An 18,454-nucleotide genomic window follows, 5' to 3' on the forward strand; every position below is an offset into this window, starting at 1 on the left:
TCCGAGGGTCGCCCTGCCCTGCCGTGGCGGCTCGTCACACGGTCCTCCTCGGCGCGATGCTCGCCGGAGCGGCGAGGAAGGTGTCGAGGTCGACCGTGAGCTCGGGCTCGAGCCCTCGCGCTGTCGTCGCCACGGGGTGCCCGGGCGAGAGGCCGGTGTCGACGAAGCGCAGCGGCCTCAGCGCGGCGTCGGCAGCCGGAGGTGACCCGTGCAGGGTCACGTCGCGCGGCATGCGGGCGAGGACGGGGTTCTCGACGAGGAAGCGTCGGACGCCCGGCCGGTCCCGGGTGACGCTCATCAGCAGCTGCTTGGAGCCGAAGTGGTTGGGAGCCTCCACCACGGCGGCACCGAGGCGTCGCTTCCACTGGTAGATGCCCTTCGAGCAGAAGGCCTCCGTGCCGAAGAGGTCCATGGTCTCCAGCCCGTCGGCGAGGGCGCAGTGCTGCATCATGAGGTGGTAGAGCGCCTTGAACGCGCCGCTGTCGTAGTGCTCGTCCGCTCCGTCACGCACTCCCAGCAGTCGCGTGGTGAAGACACCGCGACGCACCGTGTACAGGCACCCGGCGACGGGGCCGTCGGCGTCGTCGGCGAGGAAGAGCCCGCCGCGCGAGGCGAGGAGCACGGCTGCCTCGAGCGACTCCGTCCGAGACTTCTCGGCATGACGCGCCTGCATCGTGGGACGGTGCATCCGATGGAAGAAGTCGACGACCGAGGCCTCGTCGCGGACGATCCGTGGTCGGAAGCGCTCGTGGCGCAGGGACTCGTTGAAGCGAGGCCGCTCTCGCTTCGACACGTGGGCGCGGACCGTCGCCAGGTCGGGCGTCCGCACCACGAGGTGGACGCGGAAGGGCAGGACGACGGTCGCTTCTCCCGGCGACGACAGGACCGTCCCGCTCGGCGCGCCGACGAGCTCGATGTCGGCGGTCTCCTGCCGGGAGGCGCGGCGTGCCGACCGCGACGGGGCCTCGGTGGTCCACTCGACCCGGCCCGGGAACGACCGCGCGCGCAGCACGTCGGTCAGCTGGAGCACGTTGGCGAGGCCCTGGTGGAAGCCGCGGTACCCGACGGTGGGCGCCGCGGGGTCGTCGACGACGCGGCTGACGACGTGGGGGACGCCGCGGACGACGTCCCACTGGGTGTGGGCTCGGCCGACCACCGGATTCGCCGTGTTGTCCCAGGCGTGGCGGACTCGCGCTCGCAGGATCCGGTCGGCCCTCACGGGTGGGCTCCCTGCGCGAGCGTGCCGTGGAGCGAGGCGATGGTCCTCGTGGCCCACGCTCGAAGGCCGGCGGCGTCGAGGATCGTGCTCGACGGCGCCCACGCGCCCATGCCCTCCGCCGCCTGCGCCGAGAGCTCGAGCCGACCCTCGTCGAACGTCCACCCCTCCGACGCGCTCGCTGCTCGGTGACGCGCGCGGGCGAGCGTCGCGTCCTCGGGGCGCAGGAGGACGTCGGCCTCCGCCGAGGCGGCGGCTCCGGACCCGAGAGAGAGGGAGACCGGCACCGCGCCGCCGAACGTGCCGACGCCGGGGAGGAGGTCCGTGCAGGTCCCCGACGCCGCCAGCGTCGCTACGAGGTCTCCGGCTGCCGTCGCCCCGAACGCGTTGCGCTGCTCCCGCGGCAGTGCGCGGCGACGGGCGATGCGGTCCAGCTCGGATCGGGAGGGTTCGTGGACGGTCCGCAGGTCCGTCGCCGCCACGAGAGGAGCGGCGACGTCACCCGAGCCGAGGTGGGCGTGATGGCCGAGGACTCGTGTCGCCTCGTCCGCGCGCTCGCTCCAGTTGAGGGTCTGGGCGTTGCCGAGACCGGCGTGGAACGGCAGCTCGAGCATCGAGCACACGGTGTTCACCAGCTCGGGGTAGCAGGCGTTGAGCAGCAGCGGTGGCCGGGAGCGGGTGTGGGCCACCTCAGCCACCGTGAGGGCGACGGGCAGCTGTTGCGCCAGCGAGGAGCCGAACGGGACACCCCCGGCGCCCCCCGCGTAGGGCGAGTAGTGCGACGTCGCGACCACGACGACCGACGGTCCCCACCGCTCGAGCAGAGCCTGCAGGTCCTCGCGGCCCCGAGGCCCGGACAGGCTCGGGGTCCGGGCGTAGGTGTGCTGCACGAGGTCGTCGGCGTGGACCTCCTCCTGTGACGTCCGGTGCCCGCGACCGCACTGCACGACGTGCAGCGGGACGTCGACGACGGTGCTGAGTCGCCGGACGAGCTGCGTCGCGAAGCGGCCGGTCCCGACGACCATGATCGTCCTGGCGTGCGGCCTGATGGCGTGACCTCAGCCCTGGACGCCGGCGAGGACGCCGGCCGGTCGGATCTGCAGACGACGCAGGTGGCGCTGCGGGTCGGAGAAGGCGTTGCGTGCGTGCAGGACGCGCCAGTTGTCCCACAGCAGGACGTCGTTGCGGTGGTAACGGATCCAGACGGCCTCGTCGGCGTAGCGACGCTGCCACTCGGCCTGTAGACGCACGGCGACGTCGTCGTCCTCGTGCAGCAGGTTGTTGCAGGAGAAGCGGACGGTGGGGGTCGGTGCGCCCATGTCCTCGAGCACAGGGTGCTCGGTGTGCAGGTCGAGCCCCTTGCGTGCGATGCCGTCGGTCGTCTTCCAGTGGAAGACGGTGGAGTAGAGGTGCTCGCGGTCGCTGTCGTCGAGCGCCTCGATCCAGGGCTTGGTGTCACCGATGGTCGTCTCACCGCCCTCGCCGGAGGCGGGCGTGACGCACCAGAGCATGAGGTAGCGAGGTGGCGGCGTCGTGAAGTCGTACCCCTCGGTGTGCGGGGTCAGCGGTCTGGTGTTCCCCGCGTGGTAGACGTCCTCCATCCCCGGCTCCGGCCGCACGTCGCCGACCACGGGGCCGCCGTAGTTGGGCACGAAGTCGCCGAACTTCGAGGCGAAGTCGACGTAGTGGAAGTCGTCGGGGACGTTGACCAGCTGGACGTACCCGTGCTCGTCGAGCATGTCGCGCGCCGTCCGGACCAGGTCGTCGCGTGGGATCACCTCGTCGTTGAAGTCGACGGCGGACAGGATGCTGATGGGGCAGTGCGTCATGGTGCTTCTCCTTCTGCTGGTGGGTCGTGCGGACGTGCTGGTGGAGGTGCGGGCCTGCGTCGTCCGGACCACGTCGGCCAGCTCCTGCGCGGAGCCGACCGTCGCGGTGACGTGCGCCGGCACGGGGACGTAGTCGCCGACCGCGTAGGAGCCGCTGGCGTGGACCACGAGCGACTCGACGTCGTCGAGCAGTCCCCGCCGTGCCGCCAGGAGGCTGCCGGTCATCGCCATGGACAACGACCACTCGCGGAGGTCGCGAGGGTCCGCGGGCAGGGGCACGAGGTCGCGGAGGAGTCCCCGCACGACGTCGTAGGTCTCGAGGCACTCCTGCAGCGACACCACGATCCCGTCGCCGCCGCGTTCCTCGATGAGTCGCTGCATGCGCTCCTGGGTCGGCGGCGCGTGGGTGTAGAAGGTGGGCTCGAGGACCTCGTCGAGGGACTGCGTCACCCCGGGGAAGTGCGGGTCACCCTGCTGCGCGAACCCCCTCGGCGTGAGGTCGTAGCGGGGGAGGCCGGCTCGGTCGAAGGACCCGGTGCGCAGGTGCAGGACCATGTCCGGCGTCGCCAGGTGCTGGACCAGGAGGTACCCCGGGTGGGGACCGGTCGAGGGAGTCCCCCGCGCGTGACCCAGCAGGCCGAAGGCGCTGGACACGGCGTGGGAGTGCCAGCGGCGCCCGTCCGTGGGGAGGAGGTCGGTCTCGAACCAGGCCCGCAGGCGATCCGCGAACGTGTAGTTGTCGAGCTGCATCGTGAACCACCAGGTGGCGTCGTCCTGGTGGTCCGCACCCTGCTGGTGGTGGACCCGGAGGGCCTCGACGACCTGCTTGACCGACGAGCGCGCGCCCTCGTCCAGGACCAGCACCGGGTTCCGGCGAGCCCACTCCGGGTGGGTGGCGAGCGGCGACGACCAGATCTTCTCCACCGAGGAGGGCGGCACCAGACAGACGACGTTGAGCTCCTCGGGCGAGACGAGACCACACTCGTAGGCGCGGAGGACGGCGTCGCGCAGGGCGGTTGCCTTGTTCGCCGACGACGGGGTGACGATCGTGAGGGGCCGCCCCGTCGAGGTGACGTGGACGACGGCGCGGGCCACCATGAGCAGCGACGGGTTCGTCTTCGTGGTGCGCGTCCGCGGATTGCCCATGAGGTCGAGCAGCACCACGTCCAGCCCGTCGAACGCCGATGGCGCGTGCAGCGGGGCGGCGGCGATGCTCGAGACGGCGAAGAACTCCCGCCAGCGCTCGTCGAGGTCGGGCAGCTCGAACGAGGGTCCCTCGGTCGGGCCCGCTCCCTCGGTCGGGCCAGGTCGTAGGCGGTCGTAGTAGTGGACGATGGCGTTGTCGATCCCTGGCATGCATCCCCCCGAATGCTGGCGTGTGTGACGGGAGCCATACCCGAGGTGCAGAACGCCAAACATCGCGATCCCGTTCAGCGCCTCGAATGGGTCGTCCGTCCCATCCGACGTGGTCTCGGACCCCTCTGGCCCCGACGATCCGGGTCGATTCAGGAACGGGTGCGTACCCGCGGTGCACACCCCGCGCGGGCCCCCGACGCCCTGCCGACCCGCGGCCGGTGCGGCGGAGCGGGGGTGCTCAGAGCAGGCCGACGGCCAGCGCGACGACGCCGAGCAGCGGCAGCGTGCCCTGCGCGACGGCGGCGCGCGCCTTGTCGGGGCTCGACACGAGGAGGACGAGGGCGGCAGCGACCATCGAGCCCGCGCCCGTGAACGCCAGGGTGGCGCCGACGGTGGTGACGTCGAGCGCCACGAGCACGGCTCCTGCGCCGGCCGTCACGGCCAGGAAGAGGTTGTAGAAGCCCTGGTTGAAGGCGAGCTCGCGCGTGGCCTCGGCCTCCTCGGGGCGCAGGCCGAAGGTGCGGCGTCCCCGCGGGGTCGTCCACGCGAAGGACTCGAGCCAGAAGATGTACACGTGCAGCAGTGCTGCGAGGGCGACGAGGGCGACTCCGAGCGCGGTCATGGGCCCATCATGGCCGACGCAGGGACGAGGTGGCCGAGGTCACGCCAGGCTTGGTTGCAGTTGACAACCATCGGAGTATGGTTGTCGTCGTCAACCAGTCCAGCCGAGCAGAGAGAGCAGCCGTGCCAGAACCCACCACCGCCACCGCACCACCGTCGTCCGAGGACAGCGGGGAGATGACCCATCGCCAGGTGCTCGAGGCGCTGAGCGGCCTCCTCCTCGCGATGTTCGTCGCCATGGTGTCCAGCACCGTCGTCACGAACGCCCTGCCGCGGATCGTCACCGACCTGAAGGGCAGCCAGACCGGGTACACCTGGGTCGTCGTCGCGACGCTGCTCACCATGACGGCCACCACGCCCATCTGGGGCAAGCTCGCCGACCTGTTCAGCAAGAAGCTGCTCGTGCAGGTGGCGCTCGTCATCTTCACGATCGGCTCGCTCATCGCCGCCTCCGCCCAGAGCATGGGCGTGCTCATCGGCGCCCGTGCCGTGCAGGGTCTCGGCGTCGGCGGTCTGACCGCCCTCGTGCAGGTCGTCATCGCCTCGATGGTCAGCCCGCGCGAGCGCGGCCGCTACTCCGGCTACATCGGCGCCGTCTTCGCCCTCGCGACCGTCAGCGGACCGCTCATCGGTGGCGTGATCGTCGACAGCCCGCTCGGCTGGCGCGGCTGCTTCTTCGTCGGCCTGCCGTTCGCCGTCGCCGCCTTCGTCCTGCTGCAGCGCACGCTGCACCTGCCCGTCGTGCGCCGCGAGGTCTCGATCGACTACCTCGGCGCCACGCTCATCATGGGCGGCGTCAGCCTCCTGCTCGTCTGGATCTCCCTCGCCGGTGCGCACTTCGCGTGGGTCTCCGCCACGTCGGCCCTGCTCGTGGTCGGTGGCGTGCTGCTCATCGCGCTCGCCCTCGTCGTCGAGGCCCGGTTCGCCCGCGAGCCGATCATCCCGCTGCGACTCTTCCGCGACCGCACGACGTCGCTGGCCACCCTCGCCTCCGTCATGATCGGCGTCGCGATGTTCGGTGCCACGGTCTACCTGAGCCAGTACTTCCAGTACTCGCGCGGCATGACGCCGACGGAGGCCGGCCTGATGTCGATCGCCATGGTCGGCGGCCTGCTCGTCTCGAGCATCACCTCCGGGCGGATCATCAGCCGCACCGGTGTCTGGAAGCGCTGGCTGGTCGGCGGCATGCTCCTCGTCGTGATCGGCTTCGGCCTGCTCGGCACGATCGACGCGAGCACCCCGCTGTACGTCGTCGGCCTCTACATGGCGCTCGTCGGCCTGGGCCTCGGCGCCACCATGCAGAACCTGGTGCTCGCCGTCCAGAACAACACGCGGCTCGAGGACATGGGCGCCGCCAGCTCCGTCGTCGCCTTCTTCCGCTCGCTCGGCGGGTCCGCCGGCGTGGCAGTGCTCGGCACGATCCTGAGCCACGACGTCAAGGGCAACGTCTCCGACGGCGTCCGCGAGCTCGCCGCCTCCGGTCAGCTCGACCGCGCCGACCTCGAGCGGCTGAGCCACTCGACCGGCCAGATCCCCGACCTGTCCACGCTCCCGGGGCCGTTCCGGACGCTGTACGAGACCGCCTTCGGCGACGCGTTCGGGCACATCTTCCTCGTGGCCACGCCGTTCGCGGTCGCCGCGCTCGTGTGCATCCTGTTCATCAAGGAGGTCCCGCTGCGCACCACGATCCAGAAGGACGTGGACGTGCTCGAGACCGAGGGACAGCCGGCCGACACGGTGGCGAGCCTGCGATGACCGCCGGCACGGTGCCCCCCGCCGCCTCGTCGCTCGACGCGCTCCGGCTCGTCGAGCACGAGGTGGGGGTGCTGATGCGACGGGCCCGCCGCGCGCTCACCGAGCGCGCGCGGCTCGTGCACCCCGACCTCCAGGCCATCGGCTACCTCGTCCTCGTGCAGGTCGAGGCAGACGGCCCGGTCCGGGGGAGCGGGCTGTGCGACGTCCTCCACCTCGACAAGGGCGCGGTGAGCCGCTCCGTGCAGCACCTGCTCGACCTCGGGCTCGTCGACCGGACGCCCGACCCGGACGACGGCCGCGCGACGCTCCTGTCGGTCAGCGACGAGGGACGTCGCCGGGTCCGCGCCGTCGACGTCGCCCGTCGGGAGATGCTCGGCGAGAGGTTCGCGGACTGGAGCCGCGAGGACCTCTGCGACGTCGCGCAGACCCTGCGCCGCTACAACGCCAGCTTCGGCCCCGAGGCCTGAGCGGTCGCGTCGGCCCCGAGGTCGAGCGTCATGAAGACGCTGAGCGGGTCCGGTCCGTATCCGGCGAACGGCCCGCACTCGACGAACCCCCGCCGAGCGTAGAGCCGCCGGGCGGGTGCGAAGTGGTCCTCGGCGCCGGTCTCGAGGGAGACCCGCTGGAGCCCGGCGGCCTTGGCGACGTCGATCAGGTGCTCCAGGACGGCGGCCGCGACACCCCGACCCCGGGCGGCGTGCGTCGTCCGCATGGCCTTGAGCTCCCCGAGCAGTCCGGCGTGCGTCCTCAGCGCGCCGACCCCGAGCAGCACGGGCGGCTCGTCGTCGCTCCAGGCGGCGACCATGCGGACGTCGGGTCGGGCCAGCGCGTCGTGGGGGAGGGCGTGCACGCTCTCCGGCGGTGACGTCGCCCGCATCTCGGCGAGGTGCTCGTCGAGCAGCGCCGCGACGTCGGGGTCGTGGGGCGAGACGGTCCGTACGTGCATGTGGCCATCCTCGCGCGGGTCCGGCGAGTACCGTGACCGGGTGCAGCACGAGTCGGTCGACGCGCCTTCGCGTCCCTCCCGGTGGCGTGTCGCGGTCGTCGGCGTGGTCGTCGCGCTCGGTGCCGCGCACCTGCTCGCCGTCACCGCGGCCGCCCTGCCGCCGAACGCGTACTCCGACGCCGCCCGACCTGCGACGTCCTACCTCGGTGCCTACTTCTCGCAGAACTGGCGGCTGTTCGCCCCGAACCCCATCGCGTCCGACCGGGTCGTGCGCTTCCAGGGGGCCTACGAGAAGGACGGCCGGACCGAGGTCACGCCATGGCTGGACTGGACCGACGTCGAGCTCGACCTCGTGCGTCACCGCCTCGTCGGCGGTCGCGCCGGCTACGTCACCAACAAGCTCTACGGTCCACTGGCCAACCGCTACGCGGCGCTCGACGAGCCCCAGCGCAAGGTCGCCGACGTCGTCGACCCCGCCAAGGTCCTGACCTGGAGGCGGCTCGACCGTGAGCTGCGCGCGGGCTCGAACGACCGCTTCGACGACGCGCAGGTGGCCCTCTACCTCGCCTACGACCGCGCGACGACCGAGCTGGCCACCGACGCGCTGGAGGCCGCCCACCCCGGACGCCGCCTCGTGGCCGTCCGGTACGCGACGCGCAGCCAGGACGTCACGCCGTGGGCGGCGCGGCACGGCTCGGCCGCGGAGCGGCAGACCGCGCGTCCCACACCCGTCCAGCGGATCAACGGCTGGCGCACCCCGCTGCGCGGCGACGCCGCCGAGCGCGCCGTGGTCGCCGACTTCCTGCGGAGGCACCGGTGAACGGCGTCGGCGACCGGGTCTGGACCTGGCTGACCGCCCGCAAGCACGCCACCCGCGGCCTCGCCATCACGCGGATCGTGCTCGGTCTGATCGTCTGGACGCAGCTGCTCGCCAACTGGTCCGACCGCCACTACACGTGGGGCGACGGCGCGACGTGGACGCAGGGCGTGCGCGACGTGAAGTCCTGGCCGGGATTCCTCGGCATCTTCCAGCAGGCCCACGGCGCGAGCTTCGACGCGCTGTACCTGCTCACCGTGCTGGCGGGCGTGCTGCTCATGGTGGGCCTCTGGACCCGCGCGTCGGCGCTGCTGACGCTGTTCCTGTGGATGTCGCTGTACGTCTGCAACCCGTTCGTCGGCTCCGGCGGCGACGCGGTACTGCGCATGGTGCTGCTGTACGCCTGCTTCACCGACTCCGGCCGGCACCTCTCCGTCGACGCCTGGCTGCGCGCCCGACGCGGGGAGCTGCGGCCGGTGCTGCCCGGCTGGCTCTCGACCACGCTCCACAACGTGGCCGTGGTCCTGATCATCCACCAGGTCGTCATGGTCTACGTGGGCTCGGCGCTGTGGAAGGTGCAGAGCGACCTCTGGCTCGACGGCACGGCCGTCTACTACCCGCTGCAGACCGAGGCGTACTCGCCCTGGCGCGACCTGCTGCACCCGCTCTCGAGCGCGTCACCCGTCGTCATGGCCGCCACCTGGACCGCCATCGTCGTCCAGCTGCTGTTCCCCGTGCTGCTGCTGTACCGCAGCACCCGGGCCGTGTCCCTCGTGGTCGTCACCGGCATGCACCTCGGGATCGGCGTGTTCATGGGGATCATGTACTTCTCGCTCGTCATGATCGCGGTCGACATGATGCTCGTCAGCGACGCCTCGTGGCAGCGGGGCGGGCGGTGGTGCCGGGCATGGTGGGCGCGACGTCGCGGCCGGCCCGACGACGCGCACGTGGTTGATCTGCGCAACGCTGTGTGATGTGTCTCAGGTGACAGCCGATGCGCACGCTGACCTGAGATCTGCGTAAGATGTGCGGCAACGACCGCTGAGGCGGGCGTTGCACCGGCCCGCGGTCCGCAGCTCTTCCCCCAAGAAGCGCACCGCAAGACACAGCGACATGGGAGTCACTCCACGATGAACAAGCTCGGCAGGAACACCCTCGCCCTCGGGTTGAGCACCCTGCTCATCACCTCAGCGGCGGCCTTCTCCGCCAACGCGGCCGACGAGACGGAGTCGCACGCGACCAGCCGTTTCCTCAGCGGCACGATCGGCGGCACCAACCTCGACGCCATCGCGGAGCTGGAGGGCACCTCGGCCGACAACCCCGGCGACCCGGGTCCGAACACCAACCCGCTGTCGCTGACGGTGCTGCAGGCCATCCCGATCAACATCCCCGGCGGGATCGACCTCAACCTGGCCGACTTCCTGAGCCCGGGCAACGGCTCGGCCGGCGTCGCGAACCACTACGCCGCCGCCCCGCAGACCAACTCCGCCGCCGCGGCCAGCGGTGCCGTGAACAACACCGGCGCGATCCTGGCCCCCGGCAACGGCGAGTTCCCCTCGAACGCCAAGATCTCGCTCGACGGCGGCCTGCTGAACGGCATCAACGACGAGCTCGCCGGTGTCGACCTGTCCCTCGGCGCGCTGTCCGGCTCCGCGGTCATCGACAAGGGCGACCTGACGCGCGACTACCAGATCGGCAGCGCCACGCTGGACGTCAAGGTCCCGCTGCTCGCCGACCTGATCCCCGACCTCTCCACCGCGCTCGGCGGTCTGGACAAGGCGAACGACATCACCATCAGCCCGGCCTCGCTGTGCCCGGTGATCGGCAACACGCTGAACGTCACGACGAGCACCCTCCTGGCGCAGCTCGACAGCCTCGGCCTCGGCGCCGTCGGCGACGCGCTCGAGCCGGTCCTGACGCTGCTCGGCGTCTCGAACGTCAACCTCTGCAACCTGCCGCCCCAGATCGGCGCGATCCTGACGAACGAGACGCTCGCCCAGCTGGTGACCGTCCAGGTCAAGGGTCTGGCGGATGTCACGAACGGCCTCAAGAGCTTCTCCAGCGACGGCGTGGCCGTCGACCTGGCGAACGGCACGATCTCGCTCGACCTCGCCAAGATCCTGCAGGCGGCCGGCATCGACATCAACAACCTCCCGCCGAACACGGACCTCGTGCAGTACATCACCAGCGACCTGATCGCCGGCAAGATCACGAACGTCCTGAACAACGCGATCGACGACATCGTCACCAACATCGGCAAGGTCAGCCTGCAGGTCACGGTGGCCGGCACGACGGTCATCCCGGAGTCCGACCTCGGTGCGCTCACCGACCCGCTGACGGCGATCCTCAAGCAGGTCACCGACGCGGTGCAGCAGATCGGCGCGCCGATCGACGACCTGCTCGGCGACCTCGCGCCCGACCTGGCCAAGATCGTGAAGCTGACGGCCAACACGCAGTCGACGTCCACGACGCCCACGCTGTCCGCGGGCGGCGAGAGCGCCGGCGTCCTGGCCGCCGCCGCGACCGGCACGTACTACCGTCAGGGCGCGCTGCGCGTCGACCTGCTCGGTGGTCAGCTCGCCAGCGTCGACCTCGCCAACGCTGAGGTCGCGCTGACCGCGGCGGACAACACCGACGCGCAGGCCGACACGCAGACCGACGCTGACGCGCAGGCTGACGCCCAGGCCGATGCCCAGGCTGACGCCCAGGCCGACGCCGACGCGATCGCGGACGCTGCCTCCGACGCCCAGGCCGACGCGGTCGCGGACGCCGATGCGCAGGCCGACGCCGACGTGACCACCACGCTGCCCAGCACGGGCGCCCCGAACCTGCTGCCCTTCTGGCTGCTGGGTCTGGGCCTGGTGCTCTTCGGCGCCGCGGTGCTCATCAACGAGCGTCGTCGCATGTCGCTCTGACGCTGCAATCCACGACGCCTGCCCGGTGACCGCTCGCGGTCGCCGGGCAGGCGTCTGTCCGGACCTACGATGGAGGCATGGCGGTGGCGGGAGGTGACGGCGACGGTGCACGCCAGGCCGAGGAGGACCGGCACGACTGGCGCGCGACGCTGATCGTGGCCCTCGCGGTGCTGGCCCTGGTGCATTCGCTGCTGGTCGCACTCTGGCTCGCCCCGCGCGGACCCGTGCGCGACGTCGCCGGCGGTTCGTTGCTCGCCACCTACGTCGACCCCTACTTCCGTCAGTCGTGGGACCTGCTCGAGCCGAGCGCCCAACGGGTCGACGAGGCGCTCTGGGTGCGTGCGCGGGTGCGCACCGGACCGCAGACGCTGGCGCTCACGCCCTGGCTCGACGTCACGAAGGCCGACCTGACCCGGACCCGCGACGACGTCGCGCCGGCCCGCGTCCACCTCGCCGGCCGCCGGCTCGCCACCAACCTCAACAACGCGATGTTCGCGCTCGGCCGCTCGGGCCGCCAGGTCGTGCTCGAGTCGACGGTCGGACGTCCGCCGGAGACGCTGCGCGGCGCGCTGGCGTCGGCCGGCGTGCGCCCCGCCGACGTCGCCGCCTACGCCGACCTCGACACGATGGCGACGCGCTTCGCGTCGCTGTACACGCAGGCCTACACCGACCGCCGGGTCGTGCAGGTGCAGTACCGCGTGGCCCGCCGGACCGTCCCGCCGCACGCCGACCGCGACGCCCAGCGGGTGTCGTCGGTGCCGTTCGAGTGGTTCGACGCCGGATGGCGTGCCGCCGTGCGGGGCTCGGCGGAGGCACAGTCCGCGTTCGACGGATACCTGGGGGTCGACCGATGAGCACGCTGTGGCGTCTGAGGGACGCGCTGGCACGCACCCGCCGCTCCGCCGAGCGGTGGCTGACGGCGGAGCGGCACGCCCTCCACGCGGTCGCGCTCGCGCGCATCCTCGTGGGTCTGTCCGTGCTCGGCCTGCTCGTCACCAACTACTCGACCCGTCAGGTGTGGGTCGGAGACGCCTCGGCGTGGGCCGAGCCGGCGCGGGCCGTCAGCCGCTTCCCCGAGGTGTCGCTGCTCGACGGGGTCAGCGGCGACCTCCTCACCGTCGTGTACGTGGTCGTCATGCTCGCGGCCGTGGGCCTCGTCCTCGGCTGGCGGGCCAAGGCCATGACCATCGTCGTGCTGCTCGGCTTCATCGCGGTGACGGCGCAGAACCCGGTGCTCGGGTCGATCGGCGACAACCTCGTGCGGCTCACGCTGCTGTGGATGCTGCTCATGCGCACCGCCGACGTCTGGTCGCTCGACGCCAACCGGCTCGAGCCGCGCGAGAGCGACGACGTCGCACCGGACTGGCTGCGCACGGGGCTGCACAACGTCGGTCTCGTCGGCCTCGGTGCGCAGACGGTGCTGGCCTACCTGGCGGGCGGTCTCGACAAGGCCTCCCAGCCGGTGTGGCAGCAGGGCACCGCCCTGTACACGACGCTGCAGCTGCCCGAGTTCCGTCCGTTCCCGTGGCTCTCGGACCTGCTCTCGAACGCGACCGTGCTGCTCGCGCTGCTCACCTGGACGGTGCTGGCGGTGCAGCTGTTCTTCGCCCCGATGCTGCTGCGTCGCGAGACGCGCAACCTCGTCGCCGGGGTCGCGATCGGCGTGAACGTCCTCTTCGCCGTCGTCCTCGCGACCCCATGGTCGTCGCTGGCCGTCATCGCCGTGACCGGCCTGTTCGTCAGCGACGACCGCTGGGCGGCGCTCGGCGAGCGGGTGGCCGACCTCGCGTGGCCCGTGCTCGACCGCACCGCCGACGTGCGCTACGCGGTGGCCGACCGCGTCGCGGACTGGTGGTACGACCGCGTGCTGGGCCTGTGGGACCGCGTCCGGTTCAGCGTGTTCCGACGCTGACCTGCGTCGCCGCACGGCGACCGGCCACGACCAGCAGCACCACGGGCACGACGAGGGTGCCGGCGACGGCGTTCAGCGTCCCGAACCCCTGCCACGCGACGAGGACGCCGGCGAGCAGGCCACCGGCCGCCCCCGACAGGTTCATCGTCAGGTCGCCCAGCCCCTGGACCAGCGGACGCACGTCGGGCGGCGTCGAGGCGGTGAGCAGCGCGGCACCGGCGATCACGGCGGCCGACCAGCCGAGGCCGAGCAGCACCAGTCCGACGGTGATCTGCACCTGCGAGTCGCCCGACGTGCCCGAGACGACCACGGCGAGCAGCAGGACGAGCTGACCGGCGAGGATCGTGCGGGCCGGTCCCCAGCGGTCGGCGAGCCAGCCCATCACCGGCGACAGCGCGTACATGCCCGCGATGTGCAGGCTGATGGTCAGGCCGATCACCTCGACCGCGGCGCCGTGGTCCTGCATGTGCACGGGCGTCAGTGCCATGACGGAGACCATCACGGCGTGCGCGAGCGCGATCGTGACGACGGCCGTGCGGGTCTCGCCGCGGACGTGGGGGAGCGCGGACCGCACCCGCGGCACTGCGACCTCCATGCCGTCGCGTCGGGTGGGCGGCAGCGGGTCGGGCCGCAGGAGCAGGAGGTTCATCAGGCCGGCCAGGAGGAACGCCACGCAGGCGAAGACCATGGTCCCGGCCAGGTCGGGAACGCCGAGCGCACGGGCGGTCGACGTGCCCGGGCCGGTGAGGTTCGGGCCGAGCACGGCGCCGACCGTCGTCGCCCAGGTGACGAGCGAGAGCGAGCGGCCGACCTGGTGGCTGGCCGCGAGGTCGGTGGCCGCGAAGCGCGACTGCAGCGTCGCCGCGGTGCTGACGCCGCACAGCAGCAGGCCGACCAGCACGAGCACGAGGCTGTCGGCGGTGGCCCCCAGCACCACGATCGCCGCGCCGGCCGCGCCGAGGAACCAGCCCACCGTCAGGGCGGGCCGGCGGCCGGCCCGGACGGCGAGGGTCGCGAGCGGCACGGTCGCGAGCGCCGCACCGAGCGTCAGCATGACGGTGGCCATGCCGGCCCAGCCCGACGACCCCGACACCTCGCGCAGCAGCAGCACGCCGACCGCGAGGCCGGCGCCGCTGCCGATGCCGCCGACCACCTGCACGACCACCAGCACCCGCAGGACGCGGCGCTGCGCGACCTCCGCGGCGCTCACGAGGCCCAGATGGTGACGCGGTCCTCCGGGTCGAGCCACAGGGCGTCGGCCGAGGTGGTACCGAACGCCTCGTGGAAGGCGTCGATGTTGCGCACCACCTGGTTGCACCGGAACTCCGGCGGGGAGTGCGGGTCGACGGTGAGCCGGCGGACCGTCTCGGCCGGGCGGACCTTCGACTGCCAGGCCTGCGCCCAGGAGATGAAGAAGCGCTGGTCGCCGGTGAGGCCGTCGATCGTCGGCGCCTCGCCGCCCGTGGCGATCCGGTACGCCTGGTAGGCGATGCCGAGTCCGCCGAGGTCGCCGATGTTCTCGCCGATCGTCAGCTCGCCGTTGACCTTCTGGCCGTCGGCGCCGTCGGGCGACAGCGCGCCGTACTGCTCCACGAGCGCCGCGGTGAGGCTCTCGAACGCGGCACGGTCCTCGTCGCTCCACCAGTTCCGCAGGGCGCCCGTGCCGTCGTAGTGGCTGCCCTGGTCGTCGAAGCCGTGACCGATCTCGTGACCGATCACCGCGCCGATCGCCCCGTAGTTGACGGCGTCGTCAGCGTCGGGGTGGAAGAACGGGGGCTGCAGGATGGCGGCGGGGAACACGATCTCGTTCATCGTGGGGTTGTAGTAGGCGTTGACCGTCTGCGGCGTCATGTACCACTCGTCGCGGTCGATGGGCCGGCCGATCTTCGCCAGCTCGCGGTCCATCGAGACCGTGAGCGACCGACGGGCGTTGCCCAGGAGGTCGGTCGGGTCGGTCTCGAGCGCGGTGTAGTCCTTGAAGCGTTCCGGGTGGCCCACCTTGGGGGTGAACGCGTCGAGCTTGGCCAGCGCCTCGGTCTGCGTCGCCTCGCTCATCCAGGGCAGGGCGGAGATGCTGCGACGGTAGGCCTCGACGAGGTGCGCGATGAGGTCGTCCATCCGCTCCTTCGCGGTCGGCGGGTACTCGGTGCGCACGTAGATGCGGCCGATCGCCTCGCCCATCGCGGACTCCACGAAGCCCACGCCACGCTTCCAGCGCGGGCGCAGCTCGTCGGTGCCGCTCAACGTGCGGCCGTAGAAGGCGAAGTTCTCCTCCACGAACGCGGCCGGCAGGTAGGGCGCGGCGGCGTGCAGCACCTGCCAGCGCAGCCAGTCGCGCCACGCGGGGAGGTGCTCGACCGTCAGCAGCCCGGCGAGGCCCTCGAGGTACGACGGCTGCGACACGACAGCCTCCTCGAGCACCGACGCCGGGATGTCGGCGGCCGTGCTCCACGTGGTCAGGTCGAGCGGACCGAGCAGGGCCTGCAGGCCGTCGCGGTCGAGGAGGTTGTAGGTGCGCTGCGCGTCGCGGCACGCGACCCGGTCCCAGTGGTGCGCGGCGACCTGGGTCTCGAGGTCGAGGACGCGCGCCGCGCGGTCGGCGGGCGACTCGAAGCCGCCGAGGGTGAACATCCGCTCGAGGTGGTCGCGGTAGGCGGCCCGGACCTCGGCGGTCTCGTCGGTGCGGTAGTACGACTCGTCGGGCAGGCCCAGGCCGCTCTGCACGACGTGGGTCACGTACCGCTCGGGGTTGCCGCGGTCGGGCGCGATGTACAGGCCGACGACGCTCGCCACGCCGGAGCGCTCCAGGTGGCCCAGCACCTCGACGAAGGTGGGCACGTCGGCGACGCCGTCGATGCGGTGCAGGTCGTCCTGCAGCGGCTCGGTGCCGAGCGCGTCGATGCGGTCGGTGTCCATGAAGCTGGCGTAGAGCTCGCCGATCTTGCGCTCGTCGGCGTCGAGGTCGGCGGCCGGGTCGTCGAGTGCGTCGCGGCAGGACTCGACGATGCCGCGCACGACCCGCTCGGCCTCGTCGACCAGCGTCACGAACGCGCCGGCCGTGGCGCGGTCGGGCTGGATGGGCGCGTCGCGCAGCCAGGGTCCGTTCACGTGCCGGAAGAGGTCGTCCTGAGGGCGGGTCGCGGGATCGAACGCAGAGGTGTCGATGGCCGGACCAGCCGGCGCGGAGGGGGACTCGGTGGACGGGGCGCTGGCATCGGTCACCTGGATAGGCTACCTGCGTGTCCGTGTCGCACCCCGCCCATCTGACCGTGCTCGACGTGCAGGACGTGGGGCCGCACCTGCGCCGCCTCGTCCTCGGCGACGGCGACGTCGCGCGCGGCTTCGACGCGCTCGCCGCCCGGTGGTCCGGATGGGCCGACTCCTACGTCAAGCTCGTGTTCCTGGCCGACGGCGTCACCTACCCCGACCCGCTCGACCTCGACGAGGTGCGGACGAGCCTGCCGAGCGACGTCTGGCCGGTGCTGCGGACCTACACCGTCCGTCGGCTCGACCTCGAGGCCCGCGAGCTCTGGGTCGACGTGGTGCTGCACCCCGCCATCGCCGCGACCCTGGAGGCCCTGCCCGCCGGAGCCCGCGCCACCGTGTTCTGCGAGGTCGACGGCCCCGACGACGAGCTCGACGTGCACACCGTCGCCGACGTCGACCTGCGCTGGCTGCACCGCGGCGAGGCCGCAGCCGGCACGACGACGCTGCTCGACGACGCCGTCCGGGCCTGGCCGTGGCCCGAGGGACGGGTCCAGGCCTTCGTGCACGGTGAGTCGCGGCTGCTGAAGACCGTGCGCCCCTACGTCCGCGAGCGCGTCGCCCGAGGCGACCTGTCGGTGTCCGCCTACTGGCGGCTCGGCGCGACGGAGGAGGGGTTCCGGCGCTGGAAGGCGGAGCAGCGCGCCGTCGAGCCCGGCTGAGTCGTCGGTCTCACCCCAGGGGGCGGTGCTCCCGCCACCAGCGCCGGACCGGCTTCTGCACCGCGGGCGGCACCCACTCGAACCCGACGTGGACGGCGGCGCCCTTGGCCAGTCCGTGCGTGCGGGTGCGGCGCTCCCAGGCCGTCGGGGGTGCGGGTCGTCCGCCGTCGCGCTGCTCGCGGTGCAGCGCGAGGGCGCTGCGCAGGTAGGCGGAGCGCAGCGCGTCGCGCGAGGGTCGCTCGCCCGTGGCGAGCAGCTCCTCCACCCGGTCCACCACGGCCACGGCCGGCGCGACGTCGCGTCCGCCGAACCAGCTGTCGACCCAGTCGGGGTCGGGCGTGCCGAGGTCGTCGGCGTTGACCTGGTCGAAGGTGCGCAGCAGGCCGGAGTCGAGGAGCACGTGGTTGCCCAGCCGCTCGTGCACGCCGAGGTCGAGCACCAGCGCGACACGACGTCCGCGGTCCACCGCCTCGAGGCAGGCCGTCGACGACACCGTCACGAGCAGGTCGGCCTCCTCCAGCAGCTCCGGCACCGGCCGGTACGTGACGGCGGCGTCGGTACAGGTGCAACCGGTCGACCGGGCTGGCCGGGACCGTCGGCTGGTCGGCGAACAGCACCGTGCGCACCGGTCCGGTCTGCTGCGGTGCGGGCGAGGTGCTGAGGATGGGCAGCCCCGTGAGCAGCAGGTTGCCGGGCGCGATGTCGAGCCGTGACGCCACGTGCAGGAAGTGCTCGAGCTCGTGGCGCGCGTTGACCGCCACGACGTCGGCCGCGCACCGGTCGAGGTAGCCGGCGGTGATCTTCTCGATGATCACGCCCACCCAGCCCGCGACCACGACCGGGCGCGGTCCGTCGCCCGCGGCCTCGGCGAGGTCGAGCGTGAACCGGTGCACGGAGGGGCCGGAGAGCGCGAAGACCACCACGTCGTGCGCCTGCGCCAGCGCGACCAGGTCGTCGTCGGGGACGACGTCGACGGTGTCGACCCCCGTCGCCGAGATCTGCGCCGGCGACAGCGTGGCCATGCTGCGCGGCGCCACGACCCGGACCTGGAAGCCTCGGTCGCGCAGCTGCGTCCAGAGCGCCGCGGCCCACTTGAGCTGGGAGTCGAACGCCGCGACGACGAGCGCGGTGGGGGAGTCTGTGGTGTCGTGCACGTAGGCA

At 72.2% G+C, this 18,454-nt stretch carries 15 protein-coding genes and 1 pseudogene; 8 read left to right on the forward strand and 8 right to left on the reverse strand.

The genetic code is table 11. The features are described 5' to 3' along the window. Window positions 1-34: 34 nt before the first annotated feature. The 4 genes from A6Q81_RS10330 to A6Q81_RS10345 form a co-directional block, all read right to left on the reverse strand. Entirely contained in the window at window positions 35-1,219 is a 1,185-nt protein-coding gene (locus A6Q81_RS10330; RefSeq protein WP_286690381.1) for a hypothetical protein, read from the reverse strand. Then, window positions 1,216-2,241, reverse strand: coding sequence for a hypothetical protein (locus tag A6Q81_RS10335; RefSeq protein ID WP_286690382.1), 1,026 nt, complete (start codon window positions 2,239-2,241; stop codon window positions 1,216-1,218). The genes A6Q81_RS10330 and A6Q81_RS10335 overlap by 4 nt, the downstream gene beginning before the upstream one ends. Window positions 2,242-2,274: 33 nt before the next feature. Further along, entirely contained in the window at window positions 2,275-4,401 is a 2,127-nt protein-coding gene (locus tag A6Q81_RS10340; RefSeq protein ID WP_286690383.1) for a DUF6002 family protein, read from the reverse strand. Window positions 4,402-4,639: 238 nt separating this feature from the next. After that, window positions 4,640-5,023, reverse strand: a complete 384-nt coding sequence (locus A6Q81_RS10345; protein WP_067858899.1) for a DUF1304 domain-containing protein — start codon at window positions 5,021-5,023, stop codon at window positions 4,640-4,642. Window positions 5,024-5,145: 122 nt separating this feature from the next. Here A6Q81_RS10345 and A6Q81_RS10350 point away from each other — a divergent pair, with 122 nt between their 5' ends. Beyond that, window positions 5,146-6,777 carry an MDR family MFS transporter gene (locus A6Q81_RS10350; protein ID WP_317698372.1) on the forward strand — a complete coding sequence of 544 codons (1,632 nt, stop codon included), beginning with the start codon at window positions 5,146-5,148 and terminating at the stop codon, window positions 6,775-6,777. Beyond that, window positions 6,774-7,244 (forward strand): MarR family winged helix-turn-helix transcriptional regulator, encoded by a 471-nt coding sequence (locus A6Q81_RS10355; protein ID WP_067858892.1) that lies wholly within the window; start codon window positions 6,774-6,776, stop codon window positions 7,242-7,244. Before A6Q81_RS10350 ends, A6Q81_RS10355 begins: the two co-directional genes overlap by 4 nt. On the opposite strand, the gene A6Q81_RS10360 is transcribed toward A6Q81_RS10355, so the two are convergent. Then, window positions 7,214-7,723 carry a GNAT family N-acetyltransferase gene (locus A6Q81_RS10360; protein ID WP_067858889.1) on the reverse strand — a complete coding sequence of 170 codons (510 nt, stop codon included), beginning with the start codon at window positions 7,721-7,723 and terminating at the stop codon, window positions 7,214-7,216. The two genes, A6Q81_RS10355 and A6Q81_RS10360, sit on opposite strands and share 31 nt — an antisense overlap. 40 nt (window positions 7,724-7,763) lie before the next feature. Here A6Q81_RS10360 and A6Q81_RS10365 point away from each other — a divergent pair, with 40 nt between their 5' ends. From A6Q81_RS10365 to A6Q81_RS10385, 5 genes are all read left to right on the forward strand, one after another. After that, entirely contained in the window at window positions 7,764-8,543 is a 780-nt protein-coding gene (locus A6Q81_RS10365) for a DUF5819 family protein (protein ID WP_158509207.1), read from the forward strand. Then, entirely contained in the window at window positions 8,540-9,514 is a 975-nt protein-coding gene (locus A6Q81_RS10370) for an HTTM domain-containing protein (RefSeq protein WP_286690384.1), read from the forward strand. The genes A6Q81_RS10365 and A6Q81_RS10370 overlap by 4 nt, the downstream gene beginning before the upstream one ends. A gap of 156 nt (window positions 9,515-9,670) precedes the next feature. After that, the gene (locus A6Q81_RS10375) at window positions 9,671-11,455 is read left to right on the forward strand and encodes a choice-of-anchor G family protein (RefSeq protein WP_067858880.1); all 1,785 of its coding nucleotides are present in this window, start codon (window positions 9,671-9,673) and stop codon (window positions 11,453-11,455) included. A 77-nt stretch (window positions 11,456-11,532) separates the two neighbouring features. Further along, window positions 11,533-12,309 (forward strand): DUF5819 family protein, encoded by a 777-nt coding sequence (locus A6Q81_RS10380; RefSeq protein WP_067858877.1) that lies wholly within the window; start codon window positions 11,533-11,535, stop codon window positions 12,307-12,309. After that, window positions 12,306-13,367, forward strand: a complete 1,062-nt coding sequence (locus A6Q81_RS10385) for an HTTM domain-containing protein (protein WP_286690385.1) — start codon at window positions 12,306-12,308, stop codon at window positions 13,365-13,367. The genes A6Q81_RS10380 and A6Q81_RS10385 overlap by 4 nt, the downstream gene beginning before the upstream one ends. On the opposite strand, the gene A6Q81_RS10390 is transcribed toward A6Q81_RS10385, so the two are convergent. Then, window positions 13,348-14,577: an MFS transporter gene (locus tag A6Q81_RS10390; RefSeq protein WP_286690386.1), complete on the reverse strand. Its 1,230-nt coding sequence runs from the start codon at window positions 14,575-14,577 to the stop codon at window positions 13,348-13,350. The genes A6Q81_RS10385 and A6Q81_RS10390 overlap by 20 nt on opposite strands. Next, window positions 14,574-16,589 carry a M13 family metallopeptidase gene (locus A6Q81_RS10395; protein ID WP_502692815.1) on the reverse strand — a complete coding sequence of 672 codons (2,016 nt, stop codon included), beginning with the start codon at window positions 16,587-16,589 and terminating at the stop codon, window positions 14,574-14,576. Before A6Q81_RS10395 ends, A6Q81_RS10390 begins: the two co-directional genes overlap by 4 nt. 17 nt (window positions 16,590-16,606) lie before the next feature. Here A6Q81_RS10395 and A6Q81_RS10400 point away from each other — a divergent pair, with 17 nt between their 5' ends. Beyond that, a complete protein-coding gene (locus A6Q81_RS10400; RefSeq protein ID WP_286690387.1) occupies window positions 16,607-17,293 on the forward strand; it encodes a siderophore-interacting protein in 687 nt (228 codons plus the stop codon). A 10-nt stretch (window positions 17,294-17,303) separates the two neighbouring features. Here A6Q81_RS10400 and A6Q81_RS17250 read toward each other — a convergent pair. After that, a pseudogene (locus A6Q81_RS17250) lies at window positions 17,304-18,447 on the reverse strand (DUF6716 putative glycosyltransferase). Window positions 18,448-18,454 lie beyond the last annotated feature (7 nt).

It is taken from the genome of Aeromicrobium sp. REDSEA-S38_B2 (assembly GCF_001628525.1).
Lineage (GTDB): Bacteria > Actinomycetota > Actinomycetes > Propionibacteriales > Nocardioidaceae > Aeromicrobium > Aeromicrobium erythreum.

Coding starts and splice junctions, on each gene's coding strand:
- A6Q81_RS10375 (WP_067858880.1), top strand. CDS start 9,671: ATGAACAAGCTCGGCAGGAACACCCTCGCCCTCGGGTTGAGCACCCTG.
- A6Q81_RS10345 (WP_067858899.1), bottom strand. CDS start 5,023: ATGACCGCGCTCGGAGTCGCCCTCGTCGCCCTCGCAGCACTGCTGCAC.
- A6Q81_RS10360 (WP_067858889.1), bottom strand. CDS start 7,723: ATGCACGTACGGACCGTCTCGCCCCACGACCCCGACGTCGCGGCGCTG.
- A6Q81_RS10340 (WP_286690383.1), bottom strand. CDS start 4,401: ATGCCAGGGATCGACAACGCCATCGTCCACTACTACGACCGCCTACGA.
- A6Q81_RS10355 (WP_067858892.1), top strand. CDS start 6,774: ATGACCGCCGGCACGGTGCCCCCCGCCGCCTCGTCGCTCGACGCGCTC.
- A6Q81_RS10380 (WP_067858877.1), top strand. CDS start 11,533: ATGGCGGTGGCGGGAGGTGACGGCGACGGTGCACGCCAGGCCGAGGAG.
- A6Q81_RS10385 (WP_286690385.1), top strand. CDS start 12,306: ATGAGCACGCTGTGGCGTCTGAGGGACGCGCTGGCACGCACCCGCCGC.
- A6Q81_RS10335 (WP_286690382.1), bottom strand. CDS start 2,241: ATGGTCGTCGGGACCGGCCGCTTCGCGACGCAGCTCGTCCGGCGACTC.